We start from the raw sequence: 22,145 nt of genomic DNA on the forward strand, positions 1-22,145 counted from the left end.
ATAGATCTCCGGTCGAGTCCGGGATGACGAGGTGATTACGCGTAACTCTTGCGAACGCGGGAACCCAGAGGCCCGCGAGATAACCGCGGGCGAGGAAAGCGCGCCCGGGCTCCCGCGACGGTGGGAGCACGAGGTCGCGGTCGCGGAACGCCGGGCGAGGCAGCGCCCGCCACCATCGTGCGCCTCACCCCGCCGGATAGCGCGTCAGCAGGTCGGTGCCGGGCACGAACGGCTCGCCGCGGAAGTTCACCGCATTGCCGAACCGCGCCGCGCAGGTCGCGAGCCGCTTGTCGCAGCCCTCGACCAGCTCCACCAGCGTGCCCGCCGCCACCGCGTGCGCCGGGGTCTCCGCCAGCGTCAGCGTCGCGCCGTCCGACCGCGCCACCGCGCTCGCCAGCCCGGTGTTCGCGCCGTCGAACCAGCGCACGCGACCACCGCCATACGCATCGGCCGCCGGCTGGTCCGCGTCGAGCGTCACCACATCCCCCGCCACCGCGACGACGCGCGCGAAGCGGCGCCGCCCCGCCATCATCACGCGGCAACGCGCGTCGCCCAGCGCGGCGCGGCAGGTCGGCGAGCTGGTCTCCACCGCGGGGCGGTCGAGCCGCGCCTGTTCGCCGACCAGCTCGGCGGTGAAATCATGGTCGCGCTCGGTCACGGCGCCGATCCGCCCGGTGCCGAGCGGCTGCGGCACCGCTTCGGGGTCGCTCCAGTCGAGCGCGAAACAGATCACGCGCGCGCCGTCCCAGCGCCCGTCGGCGAGGTCGCGCGCGGTGATCGCCGCCGCGGTGAACGCGCCCGCGGCCTCCATCGTGTCCGCGTCGACACCGCTGCTGAGCGCCACCGCGGAGGGCGTCATCCCCGGCGCGGCGCGATACACCATTCCGTCCACCGCGAGGTCGCGGTCGTGCGCGGTAAGCGCCAGCGTCACGCCGTCGCGCCGCTCGATCCGCCAGCACAAGGCCAGCGCCAGCACCCGGTCGCTCATGCCTCGCGCAGCTCCACCAGCGGCACGCTATGCGCGCTGCCCGCCAGATAGGTAGCGCGGGCGACGCTCAGCCGATCCTCGGCGAAGCGCACCGGCACGTCGAAGTCGAACGACGCGGTCACCGCCGCGCCGGATGCGGGCGCGTCGTCGAGCACGACCATGCCGAACGGCTCCAGCGTGAAGGCGGCGGTGGCCGCGCCCGCCACCGCGACGCGCACGCTCCCCGCCACCGGGCGCGTGATCCGCCGCGTCGCCGCGCCATAATGTTTCACCAGCGCGAAGCGCCGCGTGCGGCCGTCGCCGCTGCCGAGCGCCTCGTCGCGTGCCGCCGCGTCGAACGGATCGCGCAGCCGGAAGCCGCGCGCCGGCCCCTGCCGCGCGCGGAAGAACGCGAGCAGCGTCGCAATGTCCGCCTCGCTGCGCACGCCAGGGCCGACGTCGTAGCGCGTCCGCGCCTCGGCCCAGTCGACGCAGCGCGTCTCATAGCCGCCCGCGCTCACCGTCACTGCGGTGGAGAAGCCCGGCGCCACCTCCGCCTCGCGCCCGAGCGCGAGCGGAAACAGCACGTCGTCGAACGCGTCCATCTCATCCTCCCCCTGCCAATAGACCAGCCCGTCGCGCAGCACCTGCGGCAGCGCCCAAAGATAGCGCGCCGCCACCCCGCGCCCCCGCGCCGCTCCCGCCGCGGCGAGGATCGGCGTCCATTGCGCCCGATCCGCCGCGCGCAGCACGAAGCCGGCGAGATATTCCTGCCGCTCCGCGGGATAGCCGAGCAGCGCGGTCGCCAGCGCGGCGCCGCGCGCGCTCGCCGACGTGTCGCCGGCGGTGACCCAGTCGTAATCCTCGAGCTGGAGCACGTCGAACGCGGGCGCGGCCCAGTCGCGCGGCAGGTTGAGCCGGCGCGCGCCCGGCATGGCGGCGTCGAGCAGCGTCGGCAGATAGATCAGCAGATAGGTCACGCAGCCCGGCCAGTCGCGACGCACCGCCGCCACCAGCGCCGCGGTGGAGCGCGCCAGCGCGGCGGCGGCGCGGTCGAGCGTCTCGCCCTGGGCGGCGTCAGGCGGCACGCGCAGCGACGGCACCGCGACCGGCTGGAGCGCGGCGCGCGCGCTGTCGTCGTACAGGCACGGGCGCGCGTCCGCGGTGATCCACCACCACGGCTCGCCCACCTGGAAACGCGGCGCCAGCCCCGCCGTCGCGCCGATCGCGACGAACGCGCGCGCCACCGCGTGAAGATACTCCATCGCCCCCGCATGGGTCGGCGACAGCAAGGTGGAGGGCGGGTCCCAGCCGGTCAGCGCCGGGGTGCCGTCCGCAGCGCGCTGCTTCCAATCGTCCCAGCAATGCTGGTCGAGCAGCTCGTACGACAGCGACCAGATCCATTCATAGCCGAGCTGCGCGGCGCGACGCGCAGCATCGGCGTGCCACGCCGCGCAAGCGCCGTTGAGCGTGCCGCCACGCCGGCTGACGAGCCAGCGCTCGCCGGCCCGCTCGAGCCGGAAATAATGGCTCATCCCGACATAATGGTCGATCGCACCGCGATAGCCGAGCTGGAGCGCGTTGCGCAGCAGCCGCGCCGGGGTGAGATGGTAATGATCGTCATAGCCGCTGGCGACACGCAGGTCGTGCGCGGGCAGCACCACGTCGCCGATCGCCAGCACCGCGCCCGCGCCGTCGACGCGAATCTCGCTGAGCTCGACCCAGCCCTCGGCGGGTGCGTCGAGCGCAGCCGCGCTGCGGTCGTAACCGGGCGCGACCAGCGAGACGAACAGCCGGTCGATGTCGCCCGCCCAGACGGGATCGCGGTCCGCCGGCAGCGCGAAGCCGGCGTCGAGCGTGGCGAAGTCCAGCGTCACCACGGCGTCCTCGGGCGTGCCCTGCGCATAGTTCCACAGCCGCACGTACCAGGCGCGCGGCAGACCGGCGGCGTCACGTCCCTCAATCGTGAGCGTCGGCCCGTCGATCCGGTCGAGCGCGCGCACCCCCGCCGAGCGCCAGCGGAAGCGCAGCGTGCAGGCGCGATAATCGCGGTCGGTGTCATAGCCGAGCAGCGGATGGTCGTGGCGGTCGACGCTCTCCCAGATGATCCCGGCAAGATCGTCGCGGCGGTAGAATACCGCGTCGACGCGCAGCACGTCCGCCGCGGGGTTGGTCGCCGCCGCCATCATCGGGCGCGGGAAATTGACCGTCCAGAAGCGCGGGTCGAAGCGCGTGAGCACATCCGCCGCCTGTTCCTCGCGAGCACGCGCCAGCCAGAACGGCATTACTCGGCCTCCTCCAGCGCGGCCCGCACCGCGCGCGCCACCTGCCGCGCCGAGCGCTCGAGCGCGCGCGGCGCGTCGCCCCCCGCGCCATTAAGCGAGATCGCGACATGCACCGCGCGCGCCGGCGCGGCGGACCGCGTGGCGGTATCGATGGAGGGCCACGCCGGCGCGGGCCAGCCCATCCCGCCGCCGTCCGGCAGCGCGGTGCGCGTCATTCGCCCGGCGCCGCGTGACGGCAATCCGAGCAGCCCGCCGAGCAACCCCGCGATCAGCCCGGTCGTGCCGCCACCGCCGGTGACGCTCGCAACGCCGTCACGCAGCGCCGCGCGCGCGATCTCGTCCATCGCCTTGAGCGCAACGCCGCGCAGCTCGTCGAAGCCGAGCTTGCCGTGGCGCACCGCCTGGAGCAGCGCCGCCTCGACGCCGCGTCCGGCGCGCGCCGCGCCCGCGGCGAACGGCCCCTCGATCTGCGCGCGCATCGCGTCCAGGTCGCGCGCGAACGCGGCGGTGTCGGCGCGCACACCGATCACCAGTTGCTCGATCTCCTCATCCATCGGGGAACATCTCCTGCAGGCGGTGGCGCAGCACCGCGTCGGGCGGCGCGACCGCATCGGGCGCGAGCGCGTCGCCCAGCGCGACGAGCTCGGCCGGGGTGGCGCGCCAGAAATCGTCGGGGCGCCAGCCGAGCGCGAGCGCGGCCAGCCCCGCCAGCCGCGTCGCCGCGGCCGCGAAGGTGGCGTCACTCATCGGCCGGCGAGCACCTGGCGCAGCAGCGCGTGGAGCGCGGGCGTGGCGGCGGCGACACCGCCCGCCACCAGCGCCTCGCCGAGTGCGTCGCGCGTGAGCGCGGGCGGCGCGTCGCGGCGGCAGTGCCAGAACAAGGCGACCAGCTCGGCGAGCGTGAGCTGCCCCGCCGCGGCGCGCTCGACCAGCGCGAACAGCGGCCCCAGCTCCTGCTCGGCCGCGACCAGCGCCGCGAAGCTTGGGCGCAGCACCAGCGTCTCGCCGGCGACGCGCAACGCCGCCTCGCCCCTCGCGGGATTGGCGCGCGCCGGATCGGCGGGCGCGCTCATGCCGCCACCACCGTGCCGGAGCTCTCCAGCGCCAGCGTGTAGCTGCGCTCGCCGTTATAGTCGCCGGCATAGTCCAGCTTGGTGACGAGGAAGCGCCCGCCCAGCGCCTCGCCGCTTTCGAAGGTGAGCCGGTAATCGTCGAGCGTGCCGGCGAGCGCGCAGGCGCGCACGCGCGTCTCCGCGGCCGAGCCGGTGAAGATCCCCGCCGCGGCGACGCTGACCGAGCGCACCCCCGCGCCCGACAGCAGTTCGCGCCAGCCGCCCGAATCCTTGTTGGTGATCGCCACCGCTTCGCCGTTCACGCTGAGCTGCGTCGTGCGCAGTCCCGCGACCGTGCGATAGCCGCCGGCGCCGTCCGCCACCTTGAGCAGGAACGCGCTGCCTCTCTCCGCTGCCATGTCGGTTCTCCTTCGGGGTTGTGATGGGGTTGGTGTCGTCAGACGCGGGATGGACGACACCGAGCGTCGGGTTGCGACAGAGAGGCAGGGCGGCAGCGTGGTCGCGCAAGCCTCCCCCCGAAGAGGATTCGTGGCGAACTTGCTCAACCCGCGGGTTGGGTGACCGTGTCCCGGCGAACGCCGGAAGCCAGGGCCAAGCAGAACAACATCGTGCGGTATATGCGGCCCCTGGGCTCCTGCCTGCGCAGGAGCACGCAAAGGAATTCTGCAACGATCCCCAGCGAGGGAGAGGGCTTTCGACCCATCCCCGCGAAGGAGAGACACTCCCTCACCCCAGCGCCAGCATCCGCACGCGCACGTCGATCAGCGCGGCCCAGCGCGCGGGCGGCTCCGCCACCAGCGCGAACCGCGCCGGTGCGGCGCTCACCACCTGCCACGCGCCGAGCGCCGCGGGCAGCGCGAGCAGCGCCGCCTCCGCCGCCGCGCCGAGCCGCTCGGCGCGCGCACCGCTCAGACCCTCGTCGCGGATCGTCACGCCGACGCGCAGCTCGCGCCCGGCATGGGTCTTGCTGCCCCAGTCGGTCGCGACGAGCTCGCGCAGCAGCGCGAACGGCACCGCCGCGCGCGGCGCCGCGCCGTCGAACACGCGCGTCACGCCGATGTCGCGCAGCGCCGCCAGCACCGCGGCGCGTAGCGTTTCGCTCGCGCTCGCGTCGACCGGCGCGCCCTCCCGCGCCGCCGTCATGCGCGCCACCAGCCGAGCCGCGGGTCGGCGAGCCAGCGCCGCACGACGCCGCGCCCGCTCACCATGACCCGCGCATCGCGGATCGTGACGCGCGCACCCGGCAGCAGCATGCGCAGCCGCGCCGCCACCCGCGCCGTGACGCGATCGACCCGCCGCGCCGCGATCCGCTCCACCGCGCCGCTCACGCGCGCGCCTCCTGCGCCAGCCGCACGCGACGGTGCGGGCGCCACAGAGCGGAGACCGCGGCGGGCAGCGGGGTGGCGCCGCCGCGGTCCGCGAAGAGATAGGCAGCGAGCAGCACGACGCCGTGGCGCAGCCCGGGCGGCAGCGCGCCCCAGTCGCTCGCCACGCCCGCGGTGAAGCTCACCAGCGCGGGCACGTCGGTGCGGACCCAGCCGGTGCCATCGGCGTCGAGGTCGACCTGCGCCGCGGCGGGCGCGTCGAGATGGCGCACCGGGCGCGCGGGGAGCGGCTGCCAGCGCTCGGCCGCGGGCAACGCCGCGACGAGCTGGCGCGCGATCAGCACCTCGCCGAGGAACAGCTCGGCGGCGGCCAGCGCGGTTTCGATCAGCGCGACCGCGAGCGCGTCATCGTCGGTGGCGGCGGCGCGCAGTTCGGCGCGCAGCGCGGCGAGCGCGGCGGCGCAATCGGCCGCGCCCAGCACGACCGTACCGGGCGCGCCGCTGAGGATCGGCATGATGTGTCTCCTGTTGCTGGCGGAAAAGGCGGCCGTGCGTCGCCGTTCTCAGGCGGGGAGCAAGGCCGCCACTCCCCGCCCCGGAAGCGATCGTCGCGGAACTCTCGTCATCCCGGGCTCGACCCGAAATCCATCGCGCCGCGCGCACTCTCGCCGTCGTTTTTGCGGAACCATGGATTTTCGCTCAAGGCCGGGATGAAGATCCGGGGTGGCGCCGCGTCGATAAGGCAACGGTCGCTGGAAGGGAGAGGTCGGGGGCGGGTCCGTGCCCCCCCCCCCCGAACCTCAAGTCGCCGGCGTCTCTTACCCCGCCTTACTTCTCCGCGAACTTCAGCAGCTTGATCGCGTCGCTGTCGGCCACGCAGCCGGCCACGCGGCGGGTCGCGTAGAAGGTGACGAACGGCTTGTTGCTGTACGGGTCGCGCAGCACCGCGGTCTCGCCGCGATCCGCGATCAGATAGCCGAGCCGGAAGTTGCCGAACGCCAGCGCCAGCGCGTCGGCGGCCACGTCGGGCATGTCGGCCGCCTCCACCACGGGATAGCCCAGCAGCGTGGTCGGCTGCCCCGCGACCAGCCCGGGCTGCCACAGGAACTGGCCGTCGCGCGTCTTCACCTTGCGCACGCGCGCCGCGGTGCCCGCGTTCATCACGAAGCAGGCGCCCTGGCGATAGGGCGGGCGCAGCGCGCTGACGAGATCGATCAGCCGGTCCGCCGGATCGCCCGCGAAGTCGCCGGCCGCGCCCGCCGCGACATATTGCAGCGTGCCGAACGCGCGCTTGCCGTCCTCGGCGGCGGCGAGCGGCGCCTGGAGGAAGCCGCGCGGCCGCCCCGCGCCGCTGCCGTTGACGAACGCCGCGCCCTCCGCCTTGGCGAACTCGGTCGCGATCTCGCCGGCGAGCCATGCCTCGGCGTCGAACAGCGCGTCGTCGAGCATCGCCTGGCTCGCGCTGGGGTTGGCGTAGAGCTCGCCGCCGGGCGGGACCAGCTCGTGGAAGGTCGGCGTGGCGGTGACCGGGCGCGGGTCGGTCTCGCCCGCCCAGCCCGAGGGCGTGCCGCCGCTGGTGATCAGCTTGCGATAGCCCGCGCTGCCGACCTGGACCACGTTGGCGATCGCGCGGATCGGGCTGAGGCTGACCAGCTGCGCGTCGATCGTCGCGTCGAGCTCGCTCGGGATCGCCACCCCGCCGCTCTCGCCGGTGGTGCCGGTGAACGCCTTGGTCTCCAGCGTCGCGCCGCTGCGCACGTAGCGCGCGAAAGCGGCGTCGCCGTCGCCGCGCGCGCCCTCGAGCAGCGGACGCGCCTCGATCGTGTCGGTCATGTCGGTCTCCTTCTTGGTTGAAGTCTGTGAGGTGAGGCGCGGGCCGCGCGATCGTCCTCGGCACGGGGAGGATCGAAGAAAGAAGATGAGCGCGCGGAGCGGCGGCGCGCGCGGCAACGCTCCCGCACCGCACGCCACCGGAGGAGCACCGCAGCCGTGCGGGACTCACCCGCTCCGCGTCTCCGCGTTTCCGCGCCTCCGGGTGATCATCGACCTGAAGGCTGGTTCACCTCATCTGAAATTGTCGGCGTGCTCCGGCGAACGCGGGAGCCCAGAGCCACCAACGGCGCCGCCTGCCGCTCTGGGCTTCCGCGTTCGCGAGAGCACGGATGCGCCTGAAAGGATCGGCACTCCCACGCGCCGCGACGTGGCGGCGCCCCGATGCCGTCGCGCGCCCACCAATCCAGGCGCGCCGCCTCAGCCGTCGGTCCACCAGTCGACCAACGCCGCGCGCTGCATCGGCACCGCCACCAGGCTCACCTCCACCAGCTCGGCGGCGTGGATCGCGCGGTGGACGCCCTGGCGCACGCATCGCGCCCGATAGGCCACCGAAAAGCCCGGCAGCGCGCCGCTGCGCACCGCACGCGCCACCGCGGCGTCGTCGACCCGCGCCTCCACGCATAGTCCGCGCGCGTCGTCCGCGACGCGCAGCAGCGCGCCCACCGGCGCGCCCCGATGCTGGCACAGCAGCGGCACCGCGGGCACCGCGCCGAACACGCCCGCGCGCAGCACGTCGCCCGCGCCGTCGACGCGGTCCCACACAGCGGCATAGCCCCCGCACCTCATCGCGCGTCGCCGCCCAGATCGATCCCGAGCCGCAGCGCCAGCCCGAGCAGCAGCAGCGTGCCGAGCATCCGCGTCACCCAGCCGAACAGCGCGCGCCACGCCGAGCGCTTCGCCGCGCGCCACGTCTGCAGCAGCTCGCGCAGCGCGGCGACGTCTCCCGCCGCGCCCGCGTCCGCCAGCCCGAGCCGGGTGAGCGCGCGCGCCGCGCCGAGCTCCACCGCCTGCTCCGCCACCGCGCGCGAGGTCGCCGGGTCGGCACCCTCGGCGGCGAGCTGCGCGAGCAGCCGCGCCAGCAGCGCGGCCTCGCCCGTGTCCGCGGGCGCGGTCATTGCCAGTCCACCATGGCGCGCTTCTCCTCGGGCGAGAGAAAATCCGCCGCCGCCGCCATCCGCCACAGCCGCTCGCGGTCCTCCGCCAGCGCGGGGACGCGATCGAGGTCGACGCGCAGCACTGCCTCGCCGCACCAGCGCGCCAGCCCGGCGCGCAGGCCAGCGAGGATCGCCTCGGCGAGCGGCAGCACGGTCAGCCGCCACAAGGCGCGATTGGCCTCGGCGTAATTGGCATGGGTCGAGTCACCGGGCAGCCCGAGCAGCATCGGCGGCACGCCGAACGCCAGCGCGATCTCGCGCGCCGCCGCCGCCTTGGTGCCGGCGAAGTCCATGTCCGCGGGAGAGAGGCTGAGCGGCTGCCAGGTCAGCCCGCCCTCCAGCAGCAGCGGCCGCCCGGCATTGGCGGCGCCGGCGAAACCCGCGTCCATCTCGTCGCGCAGCCGGCGGAACTGGTCAGGCGAAAGCACGCTGCCGTCGCGCGCGTCATACACCAGCGCGCCCGAAGGCCGCGCCGCATTGTCGAGCAACGCCTTGCTCCACGCCGCGGCGGCATTGTGGATCGCCACCGCGGGCGCCGCGGCGGCGAGGCAGCCCAGCCCGTAATGGTCGTCGAGCGGATGGAAGCGGCGCAGGTGGATCACCGCCTCGGGCGCGAGCCGGGTGGCGCGCGCGGCGACGCGGTACAGATAGGCGGCGGGCCAGCCGTCCGCGCCGAGCTCGACGCTGACCCGCTCGGGGCGCAGCGCGAACAGCTCGGCGGGGGCGCCGTCGCCGTCACGCAGCAGCTGGACGAAGGCATTGCCGTGGAGCAGCAGCTGCGCCGCCACCGCCTCGAGCAGCCCGGGCGCGGCGACCAGCGCGCGCAACGCATCGTCGGCGCAGTCGAGCGGCGCCGAAGCGACACTCTCCGCCACCAGCCGCACCGCGCGCTGCGCGATCGCATTGCCGCAATAGCCGGCGCGCACCTGCGCCTCGTAGCCCTGCGGCCAGGTCGCGGGCGGCAACGGTGCGGCGATGCCCGACGCGCGCGCGAGCGGTGGCCGCGCCGCCGCGGGGGCGGGCGCAGTCTTGCGGAACCAGGCCATGAATCGTGTCCTCCGGTGAAGGAATGTGGATCTGTCGCGCAGCGATCGGGGCGGCCTTTCGGGCTTGCTCCTCCCGTCGCGGGGAGATCATTCCCCTCCCTGCAAGCGAGGGTGAATGAAGCCCCCCGTCACCTCGGTTGCAGCGTGGGGTCAGGGCCGGGTCCGTCGTCGGCGACGCCGTGTCGGCAGATCACCCCAAACCTCAGCAGGAAGCGGCCTCACCGCCGCTCGAGCAAGGTCTCCACGCTGTCGTCCACCGTGCCGACCTTGCCCGGCTCGTGCCCCGCCTCTTTCTCCAGCGCGGCGCGGATCGCCTCGATCTGGCGGTCGGTCATATGCTCGATGCCGATGAACTCGCCGCGCGCCTGGTCGAGCGCGCGGATGATCTCGTCCAGCTTGGCCTGCACCGCGGCGGCGTCGCGGTTCTGCGAGTTCTGGATCACGAACACCATCAGGAAGGTGATCAGCGACGTGCCGGTGTTGATGATCAGCTGCCACGTGTCGGACCAGCCGAAGATCGGCCCGGTCACCGCCCAGCACAGGATCATCACCAGCGCGAGCGCGAAGGTCGCCGGCTGGCCCGAGGCGGACGCGATCCGGTTCGCAAGCGCGGCGAAGAAACGCTCCATCATGCGCGCATCCTGCCACCGCGCGCGCGGCGCGGCTACAGCGTGCATCAACCGCGCGCCGCCGATGCCCGCCTGGCGGCGCCGCTCACACCACGCGCACGCGCACCGCACCCGCGCCCTCCAGCAACAGCGCGGTGAGCGCCCAGACGCAGGCGTCGGCGCGGTCGGGCGAGCGGCCCGGCCCCTCATAGCCGCCGCCCGCGACCAGCCCGGCGAGCTCATCCTCCAGCGCGGGAAAGGCACGCGCGTGCCACACCCGCCCGGCCTCGTAGAGCGCCGCCACCGGCTCGGCGCGCGCCGCCTTGCCGCGGGTGGCGTGGACCAGCCGCAGCGGCAACGCCGCCTCCGCCGCACGCAGCACCTGCGCCACCATCGCGCCGCCCTGGTTGGCCTCCGCCACCACGCGCTCGGCGGCGTGGCGCGCGGCACAGGCCGCCACCGCACGCGCCCAGCGCTCCGGGCTCGCCTGCGTGACGCTGGCGTCCTCGAGCACATAGCCATGGCCGTCGCGCCCCAGCGCGGCAGCGACGATGCCGCACGCGTCGCCGTCGCTCCCCGCGGGCGGATCGACCCCGACCACCACGCGCACCAGCGCGGGCAGCGTCGCGGCGCGCTGGCGCTCGATCAGCGCGCGCGGCCACAAGGCGCCCGCGACCTCCTCGACCAGCTCGCCGTCGAGCTCCTGCCGGCCGAGACGGGTGCCGCCATAGGCCTGCTCCACCGCCGCGACGAAGGCGGCGGGCAGATGCGGGTTGTCGCTGGTGCGCCCGCGCGCCACGCGCGTGTCGGGCGCGGCGGCGACGCGGCGCAGCAGCGCGGTGGGGCGCGGCGTGGTCGTCACCAGCGCGCGCGGCGCGGCGCCGAGCCGCAGCCCCAGCATCAGATTGTCCCACGCCGCCGCGCCGCGCCACTTGCCGAGCTCATCGGCCCAGGCGAACTGATGCTCGGGGCCGCGCAGCGTTTCGGGCGCGGCGGCGGAATAGACGTGCGCCACCGCACCCCCGGCGAAGCGCAGTTCGCCCGCGGTGGCGCGCCACACCACCGGCTCGCCGGCGCGCGCCACCGCGAGCACGCCGCTCGGCCCCTCCACCATCACCTGGTGCGCGTCATCCAGAGTCGCGCCGACCAGCGCGATCCGCGCGCGCGGCTGCGCCCGCGCCATCGCGCAGACCCATTCGGCGCCGGCGCGGGTCTTGCCGAAGCCGCGCCCGGCCTGGATCAGCCACACGCGCCAGTCGCCATGCGGCGCGAGCTGGCCGGGATGCGCCCAGCTCGCCCAGTCGTCGAGCAAGCGGCGCAGCGTCGCCTCGTCGAGCGCGGCGGCGACCGGCGCCGCCTGCGCCGGAACATGGTCCCGCAGCACACGCAGCGAGCAGGTGAGCGGCGGGATGCGCGCGCGCGTCATGCCCACACCCGCGGCTGGCGCGCAATCGCCGGGCGGAGCGGTGGAAGGCCGGGCGGCGGGTCGCAGCGATCGGCGCGCGGCGCGTCGGTGAGGGGAAGGTCGCGCGGGCGATCAGGCGCGGCGCGACCGGCCCCGGCGCCCCACACCGATGCGGCGAAGTGATCGACGGGGTCGCGCAGATCCTCCTCGCTCGGCATCGCGCCGGCCCGTGCCGCCTCGCGCCGCGCAGCATGGCCTGGCGTGGCGACCGGAGCGCCACCATCGCCGAGCGCCTGGGTGCTCGCGCGTCCCGCTGCGGCGCCGGCGCGCGCGTCCCGGTCGGCGCCGCGTTCGTCGAATGACACGGCGTCAGCCGAGCCGGGGGCGACGCCATCCGCACACCGTGCCGCCGCCGGTGCGGGAGCGGGAGCGGGCCAGGCTGGATCAGCGAGCGTGCCGGCCGGCGAGCCGCCAACACTCAAGCTGGCGGCGATGCCCGCGGACGCGTGAGCGATGCGTGCGGTGTCGGGGTCGTCCGCGCGACACGCGCGCCCGTGTTCTTGGGTGGGCAGGCCGTCCGTCCCGCCGTCAGTGTTCCCGTCTGCGACGACGTTCGGCGGCAGCGCGGTGACCGCCGCGGGGTCCGTCTCGTCGAGCCATGCGCGCGTGCCGTCGGCGCCATCGCCGACGCTCCCCTGCCCGCGCGCGGCGGGCGTGAGGTCGCGCGCGTCGTCCCCCGCGGCGAGCGCATGGTCGCGCGGGCTATCGGCTCGACATCGCGCGCCCGCGTGCTCGACCGGATGCGCCAGCGGCGTCGGTACGGCGGGCGCATCGGCGCTTTCCCCGTCCCACGCGCGGGCGGCGGCCTGCTCCAGCGCGTCGACCTCGCGGGCCGCGGCGGCGGACACCGGCGTCCGCCGCACCCCGGTCGCCACGCCGGCGTGGAGCTGCAACCGCCGCACCAGCTCGGCGCCCGCGGGGCTGAGCGCGGCGCGGCCACGCGTCGCGCGGCGCGGCGCGGGTGATGCCGTCGCGGACGCCGCAGGCGTGGCAGGCGCAGCACGGTGCCGGTCGAGCAGCGCGAGCGCGCCGGCGAGATCGAGCACGGCGCCGTCGAGCAGCCGCCGCAGCGTCTCCGCCTCGAGCCGCTCATAACCGATCGCCAGCGCCTCGCGCCATGCCACGGCGAAGCGCGCGCTGCGCCGCCGCAGCGCATAGGCCGCCACCGGCGCGACCCCGATCGCCGCAGCGGCGCGCGCCGGGCAGCCCAGCATCGCGAGCTGGTCGAGGAAGCGCGCGCGGGCGGCGGCGTCGAGCCGCGCCGCGGCGCGTGGGCCCGCGATGACGGTGGCGGAGATCGGCGGCGCGATGTCGTCGGCGGCAGGGGAAAGGGTGGCGCCGCGACCGGAGGGGGCGCCATCCGCCGCGACCTCACCGGCGCGCGCCCCGGCGCCCGCGATGTCGCCGCCACCCACGCCCGCGGCAGTGGCCGAAGGCGCGGCCAGAGACGCAGCATCGCCGCCGCGCGCCGCGCGCGCACGCGTTCCCGCCCCGCCCGAGCGCTGGTCCCGCATCGCCGATCTCCCGCTGAAACGCGAACGGGCCGGCGCGGCAGGAGCAACACTCCCGACCCGCCCGGCCCGACTCACACCATCTCGATGTTCCTGTTTTGTACGCAAACAGCGTCGCGCTGTCAAGTGCGATCGGTGCGCGCCTCCTCAATCCCGCGACCCCATGCCGCGCTCACGCCCCCACACCACCGCGCCGCTGCGGCGGTTGGTGCCGATCTTGGCGTAGATGCTGGCGACATGGTTGCGCACCGTGTTGCGCGCGATCGACAGGCGGGCCGCGATCGCGGCATCGTCGAGATCGTCGCAGATCAGGTCGAGGATCTCGCGCTCGCGCGGGCTGAGCGCGCTCGGCTCGGCGTGCGGCGCGGGGCGGCGCAGCGTCGCGAGCCGGTCGAGGATCGAGCGGCTCAGCCAGCTCGCGTCCTTGAGCACCGCGTCGATCGCGTCGCCCAGCTCCGCCTCGCTGCGGCGCCGCTCGGTCACGTCCTCATAGACCCACAGCACGCGTTTCTCGCCGCGAACGTGGATCGTCTCCGCCGCGACCAGCGCGTCGATCACGCGGCCGTCGTGCGCGACCAGCCGCGCCGCCCGCGCGCGCACCGCGCCGTCGCGCGCAAGGTCGCGCTCGATCGCGGCGCGCTCGTCCGCCGCCGCCCATGCCCCCAACGCCGCCACGTCCTCACCCGCGCCTGCCGCAGCGTCCCCGTTCGCGTCGAGCTCGCCGTCGACCGCGCTGCCGGTGAGCGCGCGCGCGGCGGCGTTCACCGCGACGAGGCGGTGGTCCGCGCCCGCGGTGATCGCCATCGCCACCGGCGCCATCTCGAACACCGCGTGAAGCTCGCGCTCGCTCGCGGCCAGCGCGCGCTCGGCGGCGCGGCGCGGCTCGAGGTCGGCGAAGGTGAGCAGCATCGCGTCCTCCTGCGTCACGTCGATCGGCTGGCCGGCGAACAGCACCAGCCGGCGCGCACCGTCGGCGACGCGCAGCTCCGCCTCGGTCTGCGCGATCGCCACCCCCGCCTCCATCTGCTGGCGCACCCGCGCGGGATCGGCCAGCCCGTCGAGCAGGTCGAGCGCGAACAGGGAGCGCCCGTCCAGCGCCGCGTCGTCGAACCCGGTCAGCGCGCGGAAGCCGCGGTTGGCGCGCAGCACGCGCAGGTCGCGCTGACGCACGATCAGCGCGGGCGCGGGATTGGCGCGGAACATCGCGGCGAAGCGCTCCTCGGCGTCGTGCCGGGCGGAGACGTCGCTGAGCACGAGCGCGAGATAATCGGGCTCGCCGCCGTCGACGTCCATGATGGCGTCGCGCGTCTGATGGACCCAGCGCGCCTCCGCCTCGCCCGCGGGCGCGACCTCGACGACGAGGTCGGGCAGGCTCTCTCCGGCGAGCATGCGGAAGATCGGATAGGCGCGCCGCGGCAGCGCGCGATGGTCCGCGTCCCACAGCGTGAAGCGCCGCGCATACTCCTCCGCGGTGTCGCCCAGCTCGGCGACGCTGGAGACGCCATGCATCCCCAGCGCGGCGGCGTTGGCGCTGACGATCACCCCGGTGGCGTCGAGCAGGATCACGCCGTCGAGCAGCTGCGCCATCAGCTGCTCGAGGTGGCGCAGCGTCGGTTGCGGCGGGGCGGCGGCCGGAGGGCGGGAGGGCGTGTCGGACATCAGCGCTCAACCCGGCACGGGCGCGCGCCGTTCCGCTGCGGACTACCAGGCGGACTGGTAGGGATGCACTAGCGCGGCATCGCGCCACCGTCGCGCGGAATTGAACATAGCGCCGCCGTCCCCCGTTTCACCGGCCATCGTCAATCAAGCGGAAGGATCGGTCATGGGCCTCATCATACTCCTCATCGTCGGCGGCGTGATCGGCTGGGTCGCCAGCCTGATCATGCGCACCGACGGCCAGCAGGGCATCTTCCTCAACGTCGTCGTCGGCATCGTCGGCGCGCTGCTCGCCGGCTTCCTCATCTCCCCGCTGATCGGCGGCGCGCCGATCACCAGCGGCGAGATCAGCGTGCAGTCGGTGGTGGTGTCGCTGATCGGCGCGATCGTACTGCTCGCGATCATCAACCTGTTTCGCCGCGGTGCGGTCCGCTGAACCCGGGAGTGAACGACATGACGACCCAGACGGCTTCGGCCCTGTTCGATACGCAGGCGGAGGCGCAGCGCGCCGTCGCCGAGCTCCGCGCCGCGGGCGTGCACGACGGCGCGCTCTCGGTGGTGACGCAGCGCGGCAGCGTGACCACCACGCGCGACGTCGCCGGTGAGGTGACCGACGAGGACCATGGCAGCGTGGCGCGGGGCATCCTCGGCGGCGGCGCGCTCGGCGCCGGGCTCGGCGTTGCGGCGCTGGCGATCCCCGGCGTCGGCCCGCTGGTGGCGGCGGGGGCGATCGCGGCCTCCGCGGTGCCGGGCGCGATGGCGATCGGCGCCGTGGCGGGCGCGGCTGCGGGCACGCTCAACGAGACGTTGATGAAGCACGGCATCGATCGCGACGACGCCGATTATTACGGCAGCCGGCTGGGCGACGGGGGCGTGCTGGTCTCGGTCTATGGCGACAGCGGGGCGGTGTCGTCCGCCGAGGTGACGGACATCCTGTACCGCAACGGCGGCCACAACGCCGGCCGCGCCCGCACCGCGACGCTGTAGGCGCAGCGCCGCGGCGGTACGGCCCGCGCGGTCGGAGGGGCGTTCGCGCTGCTCCGGCCGCGCGGCATTTTCGACGTCAGGCGAGGGGTGCGCCGGCCTGGCGAGTGCCGTCGCGGCCATGCGGTTGGTCGATGGAAAGCGGTGGAGCGGGTAACGGGAATCGAACCCGTGTATTCAGCTTGGAAGGCTGCTGCACTACCATTGTGCTATACCCGCAAACCTGCAGAAAAGCGTACTTTTCTCAAGGCAGCGCAGGAATGTCTTGCAATCCTGTTTCGCAGCTACAGGCGATAGCGCAGCTCCAAAGGGCGGTCAATCGGGCGCCTTTGGCAACGGCGACTCCGGTTTTCAAGCCGGCCTCAACGAGTCCGATACTGGCACGACCCCGCTCCAAACCTCGGCGCGCTCTTAACCTAGGTTCTTCCATTGAGAACGTTGCCATTGTAATGATACACCGCCTCGACCATAGGCGCGGGACGTTGCGGCCTGGCCAGCCGCGCGTGGCGGAATTCCAGTCGTCGGTGATGCGGCTTCCCCTTCATCACCCCCGCCAGGCTTTTGATCGCAGCTCGGATCCAGCGGTGCCCTCGATCCAGCACCGACGGACAATCGAGCAGTTGATTCAGCGGCCCGCTCTCACGGTGGCCCAATCAGCCTCAATGGCCTTGACAGTCGGCTTCATCAGCCCCTCGTGCTTGCCCTCGAAGATCGTCAGGCTGGTGTTGCCCGCCTTGCGGAAGAGGTGGATCGCGCGGCCGCCGATCGTGCCGCCGGTGCCCTCGTCCGGACCGGTCCGCGCATAGACGACCTGCCGCTCGACGTCCGGCTCGACCACGGCGGACGGGAACCTGCGCTCGGCGGCGACCCGGTTGAAGTAGCGGATCGAATGCTCGGGCGAGACCGAGGTGGTCATGCCGTCGCGAATGCCATGGAAGATATGCAGCGCGGGCAGCGTCCGCGGCAGCGGCATGAACAGCGGCGAGCGCTTTCGCGCCGCGGCCACGTCCAGCGCGCCGCGTGACGCGGTGCACCTCATCACGTCGTCGCCATAATGATCGTCGCGGTGGACGCTGTGCCACCCGGTCAAGTCGGTGATCGGCACCCAGGCGTAATAAGCGCGGATCGGCAGCGCGCCGCTCATCGCGCCGCACAGCGCGGTATAGGCGCCCCCGGACTCGCCGACGATATAGATCGCGCGCTGGTCCACCCTGCCATGGCGGACGGCATAGGCGATCGCCGCCTTGATCCCGTCGATCACCGCGGGCGAGCAGCAGGCCGAGGGCGTGTTGTTGGGCCCGGCCAGCGCGGGGCGGATGTAGTTCCAGCCGCGCCCGGTCACCAGCTTGTCGAGCCGCGTGTCGTCGCCAAGCGTGCCGCGCTGATCCTCGCTCCACTGGTGAAGATCGATCACGAGCGGGGCCGGCCGGATGGCGCCGGCGAAGCGCGCCTTCTGCGCCCGCGCCGCGCCATGAGCGGCGATCTCGATCGTTCCCGGCCCCGTGGCGTCGATCCAGGCGAGTTCCAGCCGCTTGCGGTATCCGGGCAGCCGCTCCTCGACCACCGCGCCGATCACGCCGCCCGCGACCAGGGCGCCGAGCGCCAGACCCGCCCCCCGCCGAGACGTCGCCCGCGCGCGCTGACGCACGCCCGAAGCTGCGACCGCCGCCGCAAACCCACTAGCCATCGAGACCCCCCTGTCTCATCCCCCGATGAGCGCCAAGCGCGTCTACTTAGGCGACAACAGGTTGCCCGATCGTCAACGACGGCCCGCTCCAGTGCCGCTTCACAAGACGTGAGCGGCGCGGCCGCCGCCTCCCGGCCTCGCCATCGCCCACTTGCCCGAGATGGTCGGTGACGCGGGCGGTCGGACCGTTCCGCTCAGCAGCGTAGAGCAGGCCCTGTCCGCCTCTCCCGTCGGCGCATCGCCGGCGAACGGTGACCCGGCCTCCCGCCGACGCGACCGCGCGCGCCGGCCATGGCGGCGCGCGCGCTCATCGGGGCTGCGGCGGCAGCGCCGCGTCGGATACGCCGGCCCGTCGCGCCGCGGCGGTGCGCCGCCCCGCGGGCGGCGGCGGCGTCACTCGGCGCGCGACCGTCGGCGCTTGACCGGTCGCGCTACCCGCGACGGCTTCCGCGCCATGGCGAGCCCGAGCACCATCATCGGGAACACGCTCTCGATGACGTTCGACGCCATCCCGATGCCCAGCATCGCGATGATCATCGCAAAGTCGCGACGACCGCTCCGGTCCGACTGGATCGCGCGCTGCCCGCCGCGGAAGATGAGATAGGCGACGATCAGGGCGCCCAGCCCGAAGTTGACGAACAGGTAGATCGCGAGGTTGTCAGCGGGGTTGTAGCGCGATGGCTCCGCGATGGTCTGCGGCCCGCCGATGCCGCCCAGGCCGCGGCCGACGAGCCAGCTGACCGGGTCGTGCCAGTTCACCAGCGCCAGCGCCTGCGGCCATGTCGTCAGCACGCGATCCGCCAGCGAGCTGTAGCTTCGGCCGAGCCCGGGACCGTTGGGGAACAGCTCGCGCCCATAGCTCACCGCGATCAGCGGCCCAAGGAAGATCAGCGCGACCCACACCGCCATGTGGATATTGGCGAACAGCTTGCGCTTGGCGCCATCGGTGCCGCGCAGCCGGCCGAGCAGGAAGTAGGTGCCCGGCAGCAGGACCATGGCCAGTTCCGGCGCCTTGGACGTGGTCAGATGGATGGCGATCAGGCCCATCACCCACCAGCCGGCCTTGGCTGCGAACGAGTTCAGCTTGGGTTCGGTGGCGCAGTAACCGATGAGGATACAGGCCGCGGCAAAGAAGCTCGCGCGGCTGAGGCCGGCAAGTCGCGACACGCCGCCCGCCATCCATTCCCGTGCCGCGCCCTGCTGCGACCCCATCACCTCGAAGGTCGCGTCCTTCCACGGGAAGTCGACGACGCTGTTGAGCAGCACGCCGAACACCGAGACGTAGAACATCGGCACCATCGACGCGATGATCCGCTCCTGCATGCCCCGCTGCGTCGCCGCCATCATCACCAGCGCCGCCACGAAGATGTAGAGCTGGAACACGATCGCGTTGAACGAGCGCCCCAGCATCGAGGCGATCACGATCTCGATCGCGAGAAAGACGAGCACGGCGATCGTCGGCGTGGCGGTACGCGAATCCCCAAGGCGCGCCAGCGTGTTCGCCAGCAGTGCCGGGATCGCGATCATGGCGGGCAGGTAGATCAACGGGACGAGGCCGATCGGCCCCAGCACGCCGCGGATCATGCCACCGACCGCCGCGAAGACGATGTAGAGCACGCCGGCGGCGACCAGTCCCACCCCCGCCCAGGTGTCGAGACCACCCTGTGAGCTCAGCTCCCCCGGCTGCGGTCGGGGCGACAGGGTCTTTCGGATCGAGTCTGCTAATGCCACGACGGCGTCCTATCCATGGCCGAATACGGCAGAGCGGCCAAGCGGATAGTCCATCGTTCGAGGGAGGGCAACGCGGCCGCCTCGGCACCGCCGCACCAAAGGCGCACAACCCGGAGGACGATGGAAGGCGGGCGAACCACCCTGCCTGTTCGCCGTGGGAGCAAGTGGCCGAGACGCCCATCATCTCGACGTCATGACCTCATATGAAGCTATTGATACTCGTTCGCACAAGCGATAGGGCGGCGGCGAAGGGGTTTTTCCACATGCGTCATCGTCTTGCCTATGCGTTGCTGGTCGGCAGCGCGCTCTGCCCGCTCCCGGTGCTCGCGGCGCCAGCCGTCGCTGCCGCGGACGCCGTCACCGCTGCCGGCGCCGCCACCGCGGACGCCACCGCTGCCGACGCGACGCCCGCAGATCAGCAGGGCTTCGGCGACGACGTCGTGGTCACCGGCGTGCAGACGCGCGACACCGCCTCCTCCGCCACCAAGGGCAACACGCCGCTGGCGCTGACGCCGCAATCGGTCAGCGTCGTCACCGCCAGCGACATCGCCGGCCTGGGGCTGCAGAACCTCAACCAGGCGCTGCGCCTCGTCGCCGGCGTCACGCCCGAGACGCGCGGCTCCAGCGCCGAGGTATATGACCAGTTCAAGCTGCGCGGGTTCGATGCCGCGGTGTTCCTCGACGGGCTGCGCCAGTTCGGCAGCCCGACCGGCTATGCGATCCCGCAGGTCGACGTGTCGCGGCTCGACCGCTTCGAGGTGCTCAAGGGCCCCGCCTCGGTGCTGTACGGCCAGTCGTCGCCCGGCGGGCTGGTGGCGCAGGCGAGCAAGCTGCCGGTCGACGCGCCGCTGTACGGCGCGGTCGCGGCCAGCTACGGCACCTACGACCTCTACCGCGTCGACGCCGATATCGGCGGCCGCGCCGGCGACAATGTGCTGTGGCGCGTCTACGGCAGCGCCAACGGCGCGGACACGCAGCAGAAGTTCAGCCGGCGCGAGCGGCAGACGATCTCGGGCGCGGTGACGCTCGGCGCCGGCGGCGCCACCACGCTGACGCTGCTGGGAACCTATTCGCACGATCCGCACAACGGCGCCTATGGCGTGTTCCCCGCGCTGGGCACGCTGATCGACAATCCCAACGGCCGGCTCTCGACCCGCTTCGACGGCGGCGAGGCGGGCAATCGCTACCGCCGCGAGCAGGCCGCGGGCACCTATATCCTGCGCCACGATTTCGGCGGCGGATGGAGCTTCCGCGCCTCGGGCCGCTACCAGAACGTCACCGCGCAACTCGGACTGATCTATGTCAGCGGCGCGCCCGCCGACGCCGGCCTGCGCGTGTTCAACCGCGCCTCTTATGCCACCGACGAGGAGCTCAACAACTGGACCTATGACAACCAGCTGAGCGGCACCGTCCATACCGGCGCGATCGAGCACCAGCTGCTGTTCGGGGTCGATCGCCAGGTGGCGCATTCGACCGAGCTGGCCGCGTTCGGCACCGCGCCCGCGCTCGACGTCTACCAGCCGGTCTACGGCACGATCGCGGCGCCGCAGACGCCGGCGACGACGCCGGGGGGCAATCCCTTCCCGGCGAACGTGCGCCAGCGCCAGCAGGGCCTCTACGCGCAGGACCAGATCGCGCTGGGCGACCTGCGCGTGACGCTCGGCGGACGGCAGGACTGGGCCTATGGCCGGCAGGACGGCAGCGCGGCGCAGCGCGACGCCAAGTTCACGTGGCGCGCCGCCGCGCTGTACACGCTGCCGGTCGGGCTCGCGCCCTATGTCAGCTATTCCACCTCGTTCCAGCCGCAGAGCGGCAGCGTCCAGCGCGACGACGGGACGATCGGGCTGCCCGACCCCTCGCTCGGCAAGCAGATCGAGGCGGGCGCCAAGTTCAGCGTGCCCGGCACCCCGATCCTGCTCAGCGCCGCCTGGTTCCGCATCGACCAGACCAACGTGCTGACCGCGACGCCCGATTTCTCGATCTCGCGGCAGACCGGCGAGGTCCGCTCGACCGGTGTCGAAGTCGAGGGCTTCGCGCCGCTGGGCGGCGGCTTCACCGCGCGCGGCGCGTTCAGCCGCCAGCGCGTGCGCGTCACCAGCGACCCGCAGGACCCGTCGCGCGTCGGCCGCGGGCTGGAGACGGTGGGGCGCGGCGGCACCTCGTTCAACCTCGACTGGACCGCGCCGGGCGGCCCGCTCACCGGCCTGACGCTGGGCGGCGCGGTGCGCCACGTCGACGAGGTCTATGCCGGCGTCTACACGCCGACCTTCGGCGAGGCCCCCGCCGGCCCGCGCAACAGCCCGGGCTATACCGTCTATGACGCGCTGGTGCGCTACGACCTGGGCGCGATGGCGCCGCGGCTGCGCGGGCTGACGCTGTCGGTCAACGCCACCAACCTGTTCGACCGGCGCTATCTCACCTCCTGCTTCGCCAATTACCAATGGTGCTGGTACGGCAACCGCCGCACCGTGCAGGGTACGTTGGGGTGGAAGTTCTAAGGCAGCGCGGGCTCCGCCGCCGGCGGAGTTGAGGCAGGAAGGGTCTTCGCCGACCGATCGATCCTCCCCTGTAAGGGGAGTGCGGGCTTTGGCTTGCCCCCGGCAAGCCAAGATGGTGTCCGGTGGACACCATCTCACCCGCACTTGCGCGCAGCGCGACGGAGGGGTGTCGGCGGAGGTCAGTCCAACGACGATCGCCGGCGGGGTCAGCCCTCCGTCAGGGCTGCGGCCTGCCACCTCCCTTTGCAGGGGGGGATTAGGTCACCCGCACCCGCACCCGCACCCGCCGCTCCCTCTCGCGCGTTGGGCGCTCCGTCATCAT

The 22,145-nt window shown here is 73.5% G+C and carries 22 protein-coding genes and 1 tRNA gene; 3 read left to right on the forward strand and 20 right to left on the reverse strand.

Translation table 11 applies throughout. The annotated features are described in order from the left end of the window. Window positions 1–184: 184 nt before the first annotated feature. From ACMGDM_RS15745 to ACMGDM_RS15825, 17 genes are all read right to left on the reverse strand, one after another. Window positions 185–988: a phage/gene transfer agent baseplate hub protein gene (locus tag ACMGDM_RS15745; RefSeq protein ID WP_436805056.1), complete on the reverse strand. Its 804-nt coding sequence runs from the start codon at window positions 986–988 to the stop codon at window positions 185–187. Further along, entirely contained in the window at window positions 985–3,252 is a 2,268-nt protein-coding gene (locus ACMGDM_RS15750) for a phage distal tail protein, Rcc01695 family (protein WP_436805057.1), read from the reverse strand. The genes ACMGDM_RS15745 and ACMGDM_RS15750 overlap by 4 nt, the downstream gene beginning before the upstream one ends. Continuing rightward, on the reverse strand, window positions 3,252–3,806 hold the full coding sequence (locus ACMGDM_RS15755; protein WP_436805058.1) for a tail tape measure protein: 555 nt from the start codon (window positions 3,804–3,806) through the stop codon (window positions 3,252–3,254). Before ACMGDM_RS15755 ends, ACMGDM_RS15750 begins: the two co-directional genes overlap by 1 nt. Further along, complete coding sequence (locus tag ACMGDM_RS15760) at window positions 3,799–3,999, reverse strand: phage tail assembly chaperone (RefSeq protein ID WP_436805059.1); 201 nt, start codon at window positions 3,997–3,999, stop codon at window positions 3,799–3,801. Before ACMGDM_RS15760 ends, ACMGDM_RS15755 begins: the two co-directional genes overlap by 8 nt. Continuing rightward, a complete protein-coding gene (locus tag ACMGDM_RS15765) occupies window positions 3,996–4,325 on the reverse strand; it encodes a gene transfer agent family protein (RefSeq protein WP_436805060.1) in 330 nt (109 codons plus the stop codon). The genes ACMGDM_RS15760 and ACMGDM_RS15765 overlap by 4 nt, the downstream gene beginning before the upstream one ends. After that, window positions 4,322–4,723, reverse strand: coding sequence for a phage tail tube protein (locus tag ACMGDM_RS15770; protein ID WP_436805061.1), 402 nt, complete (start codon window positions 4,721–4,723; stop codon window positions 4,322–4,324). Before ACMGDM_RS15770 ends, ACMGDM_RS15765 begins: the two co-directional genes overlap by 4 nt. Window positions 4,724–5,051: 328 nt before the next feature. Next, entirely contained in the window at window positions 5,052–5,468 is a 417-nt protein-coding gene (gene gp17 / locus ACMGDM_RS15775; RefSeq protein WP_436805062.1) for a tail completion protein gp17, read from the reverse strand. Beyond that, the gene (locus ACMGDM_RS15780; protein WP_436805063.1) at window positions 5,465–5,653 is read right to left on the reverse strand and encodes a hypothetical protein; all 189 of its coding nucleotides are present in this window, start codon (window positions 5,651–5,653) and stop codon (window positions 5,465–5,467) included. The genes gp17 and ACMGDM_RS15780 overlap by 4 nt, the downstream gene beginning before the upstream one ends. After that, a complete protein-coding gene (locus ACMGDM_RS15785; RefSeq protein ID WP_436805064.1) occupies window positions 5,650–6,165 on the reverse strand; it encodes a head-tail connector protein in 516 nt (171 codons plus the stop codon). The genes ACMGDM_RS15780 and ACMGDM_RS15785 overlap by 4 nt, the downstream gene beginning before the upstream one ends. A 313-nt stretch (window positions 6,166–6,478) precedes the next feature. Next, window positions 6,479–7,483 (reverse strand): phage major capsid protein, encoded by a 1,005-nt coding sequence (locus ACMGDM_RS15790; protein ID WP_436805065.1) that lies wholly within the window; start codon window positions 7,481–7,483, stop codon window positions 6,479–6,481. Between the two features lie 417 nt (window positions 7,484–7,900). Beyond that, complete coding sequence (locus ACMGDM_RS15795; protein ID WP_436805066.1) at window positions 7,901–8,269, reverse strand: HK97 family phage prohead protease; 369 nt, start codon at window positions 8,267–8,269, stop codon at window positions 7,901–7,903. Next, window positions 8,266–8,598 carry a DUF6127 family protein gene (locus ACMGDM_RS15800; protein WP_436805067.1) on the reverse strand — a complete coding sequence of 111 codons (333 nt, stop codon included), beginning with the start codon at window positions 8,596–8,598 and terminating at the stop codon, window positions 8,266–8,268. The genes ACMGDM_RS15795 and ACMGDM_RS15800 overlap by 4 nt, the downstream gene beginning before the upstream one ends. Beyond that, on the reverse strand, window positions 8,595–9,683 hold the full coding sequence (locus tag ACMGDM_RS15805) for a phage portal protein (RefSeq protein ID WP_436805068.1): 1,089 nt from the start codon (window positions 9,681–9,683) through the stop codon (window positions 8,595–8,597). Before ACMGDM_RS15805 ends, ACMGDM_RS15800 begins: the two co-directional genes overlap by 4 nt. 218 nt (window positions 9,684–9,901) lie before the next feature. Next, the gene (locus tag ACMGDM_RS15810) at window positions 9,902–10,312 is read right to left on the reverse strand and encodes a low affinity iron permease family protein (protein ID WP_436805178.1); all 411 of its coding nucleotides are present in this window, start codon (window positions 10,310–10,312) and stop codon (window positions 9,902–9,904) included. A gap of 85 nt (window positions 10,313–10,397) precedes the next feature. After that, window positions 10,398–11,717 (reverse strand): DNA-packaging protein, encoded by a 1,320-nt coding sequence (locus tag ACMGDM_RS15815; protein WP_436805069.1) that lies wholly within the window; start codon window positions 11,715–11,717, stop codon window positions 10,398–10,400. After that, window positions 11,714–13,270 (reverse strand): hypothetical protein, encoded by a 1,557-nt coding sequence (locus ACMGDM_RS15820; protein ID WP_436805070.1) that lies wholly within the window; start codon window positions 13,268–13,270, stop codon window positions 11,714–11,716. The genes ACMGDM_RS15815 and ACMGDM_RS15820 overlap by 4 nt, the downstream gene beginning before the upstream one ends. Before the next feature lie 144 nt (window positions 13,271–13,414). Beyond that, entirely contained in the window at window positions 13,415–14,926 is a 1,512-nt protein-coding gene (locus tag ACMGDM_RS15825) for a PAS domain S-box protein (protein ID WP_436805071.1), read from the reverse strand. Between the two features lie 163 nt (window positions 14,927–15,089). Here ACMGDM_RS15825 and ACMGDM_RS15830 point away from each other — a divergent pair, with 163 nt between their 5' ends. After that, window positions 15,090–15,359, forward strand: a complete 270-nt coding sequence (locus ACMGDM_RS15830) for a GlsB/YeaQ/YmgE family stress response membrane protein (protein ID WP_436805072.1) — start codon at window positions 15,090–15,092, stop codon at window positions 15,357–15,359. 17 nt (window positions 15,360–15,376) lie between these two features. Continuing rightward, a complete protein-coding gene (locus tag ACMGDM_RS15835) occupies window positions 15,377–15,910 on the forward strand; it encodes a hypothetical protein (RefSeq protein WP_436805073.1) in 534 nt (177 codons plus the stop codon). A gap of 142 nt (window positions 15,911–16,052) precedes the next feature. Here ACMGDM_RS15835 and ACMGDM_RS15840 read toward each other — a convergent pair. From ACMGDM_RS15840 to ACMGDM_RS15850, 3 genes are all read right to left on the reverse strand, one after another. Further along, a tRNA-Gly gene (locus ACMGDM_RS15840) sits at window positions 16,053–16,126 on the reverse strand. Between the two features lie 406 nt (window positions 16,127–16,532). Next, window positions 16,533–17,594 carry an alpha/beta hydrolase family protein gene (locus ACMGDM_RS15845; protein WP_436805074.1) on the reverse strand — a complete coding sequence of 354 codons (1,062 nt, stop codon included), beginning with the start codon at window positions 17,592–17,594 and terminating at the stop codon, window positions 16,533–16,535. A gap of 393 nt (window positions 17,595–17,987) precedes the next feature. Beyond that, on the reverse strand, window positions 17,988–19,325 hold the full coding sequence (locus ACMGDM_RS15850) for a hypothetical protein (RefSeq protein WP_436805075.1): 1,338 nt from the start codon (window positions 19,323–19,325) through the stop codon (window positions 17,988–17,990). A gap of 263 nt (window positions 19,326–19,588) precedes the next feature. On the opposite strand from ACMGDM_RS15850, the gene ACMGDM_RS15855 reads away from it, so the two are divergent. Next, window positions 19,589–21,823, forward strand: coding sequence for a TonB-dependent siderophore receptor (locus tag ACMGDM_RS15855; protein ID WP_436805076.1), 2,235 nt, complete (start codon window positions 19,589–19,591; stop codon window positions 21,821–21,823). Window positions 21,824–22,145: the final 322 nt, after the last annotated feature.

Origin of the sequence: Sphingomonas larreae, assembly GCF_051400595.1 — a bacterium.
Lineage (GTDB): Bacteria > Pseudomonadota > Alphaproteobacteria > Sphingomonadales > Sphingomonadaceae > Sphingomonas.